This is a genomic window from Virgibacillus sp. (assembly GCF_013393565.1).
In the GTDB taxonomy this organism is placed as follows: Bacteria; Bacillota; Bacilli; order Bacillales; family Amphibacillaceae; genus Virgibacillus; species Virgibacillus dokdonensis.
The window spans coordinates 1-2,111 of sequence record NZ_JABXHF010000125.1 but is presented as its reverse complement, the minus strand read 5'-3'; the positions used below and the strand labels follow the sequence as shown (position 1 = coordinate 2,111).

The window sequence follows — 2,111 nt, the reverse complement described above, 5'->3', positions numbered from 1 at the left end:
AGTTCTGTTTTGGTAAGATGGGTGTAGGACATGTCAGATACACTCTCCTTAACTTTGGTTGGTTATTCGTTGAGTATATCATGACATGTCTTTTTTGGTGTCTCGCTTAATTTTACAATCTAGGTTTATAAAGAAAGCCACGTTTTGTTTAGCCACAAACCGCGAACTTTTTATAGTTTTTATAGTTTTTATAGTGTCTTAACACTTGGTTTTGCTAAACTCTTGTTGAATTTCTGCTAAAAGTTTTGCGTCTGTAATTACTTCTAAACCCGTCTGTGCTAGAGCCAATGCTCCATCAGCAATCATTTGATGCCCTTTATCTGTAATTGTCATATCTGCAAAGGCTTGTGTATGTGCCGTTAAGCCAGGCATATCAAAGCCAATATATGGATGAATCGCTGGCACCACATGGCTTACATTTCCCATATCAATCGATCCATAGCCTTCTTTAGCAGGCAAAACAGGCTGAGCGGTGATATTCTCCAAATGCTTCGTAAAGGCTTTGGATAGAGCCTGATTGGTTATCATATTGTCGTAGCTCAATTCATAATTAGAAACTTCTAATCTAGCTCCTGTCATCAGTGCCGCACCTTCTGCAATGTGTTGTACTTTTTCTACTACCACATCTAATTCCTTTCGTTCTTTTGCTCGCACATAAAATTGCGCCACTGCTTTATCGGGTACTACATTAGCTGCCTCACCACCGTCTGCTATAATGCCATGAATGCGTACATCTGTTGGAAGATGCTCGCGCAATGCGTTAATCCCGTTAAACAGCTGAATGACGCTATCCAGTGCATTAATTCCTTTTTCTGGTGCAGCAGCTGCATGGGACGTTTTACCGAAATAGGCAAATTGAATCGCATCCATCGCAAGAGCCTCACCGCTCTCGTATGCTTGATCGCCAGGGTGAACCATCATTGCAACATCTATCGAATCAAAAAAACCATGTTTACTCATCGGCACTTTAGCACCATTCGTTTCTTCGGCTGGTGTGCCTAAAACAACGACACTTCCCCCAGCTTCTGCTACCTGTTTACTTAAAATAATCCCCGCTCCAACACTCATCGTGCCAATGATATTATGCCCACAAGCATGTCCAACTCCGGGAAGTGCATCGTATTCAGCTAAGTACGCAATAGTAGGGCCAGGTTTTCCACTATCAAATGTAGCTTTAAATGCAGTGTTTCTTCCAGCTACACCTGTTTCTACCTCAAACTGATGCTCCTCAAGTAATTTCGTTAATAATTGCATGGATTGATATTCCTGATCGCCTAACTCTGGATGGTGATATAAATAGTCACTAATATGGCATAACTCACCATGGATATCTTGTATTGTTTCTTGTAACGACTTCATCTTAGTCCCACCTACATGTATAATTATTAATATGTAGGTATATTTATACCATTAAATGCATCATTATGCAATCTTTTTTTCATTTTTTATGAAGAAAAGTATGTTTGTACTGTTATTTTACGTTTTCAATTGTATTGCTGATTAATTAGCGTGATTTGCAATAACACGTCCCTTTAAACCATAAAATTTATGCATCAAGTTATGCTTTTTGCAAAAAATTCCCATTATCTTGTTAACGGAACCGTTGATTTTCTTTTATCTACTGCTTGTTCGTACAACAAGGGCAAGGGACGCTTTCTTATCTACAAAGAATGAATTGATTTTCTACATAGTAGCGTAAATGTAACATGAGACATACCTAGTAAGAGAGTCTATAAGGAAAGGAAAACTTTTGTAATTGAGAGGGATTTATCTATGAGGACTATCCCGATTTGTAGGAAAAGACTTGCTTGAAATGCATTTCATAGTAGTGCAAGCCATTAGGGGTTTTTATTAGAAAAACTTGGCTTGTCGCCCAGTAATATGGCGCGCCGTGGTTTTGCTTATACGATAAACCCTAGAAACCTTGATACTTTTCCTAGTAGTGAATAAAAACGACCGAACCGCGCTTAATTTCAGATATTAAAAAAGGAGCTGTCGCAAAATGCATATTATGCATTTGCTGACAGCTCCTTTTTATATATGAGATTGCTCGTTTTAAGATGCATTATTTTATTTATGGTGATAAAAGGAAATTTAATCGGTTTTTGACG

Annotated in this window: 1 protein-coding gene; it reads right to left on the bottom strand. The window is 38.3% G+C overall.

Translation table 11 applies throughout. From position 1 onward, the window contains the following. Positions 1 to 198: 198 nt before the first annotated feature. Entirely contained in the window at positions 199 to 1,359 is a 1,161-nt protein-coding gene (locus HLX49_RS17035) for a M20 family metallopeptidase (protein WP_101932646.1), read from the bottom strand. Positions 1,360 to 2,111: the final 752 nt, after the last annotated feature.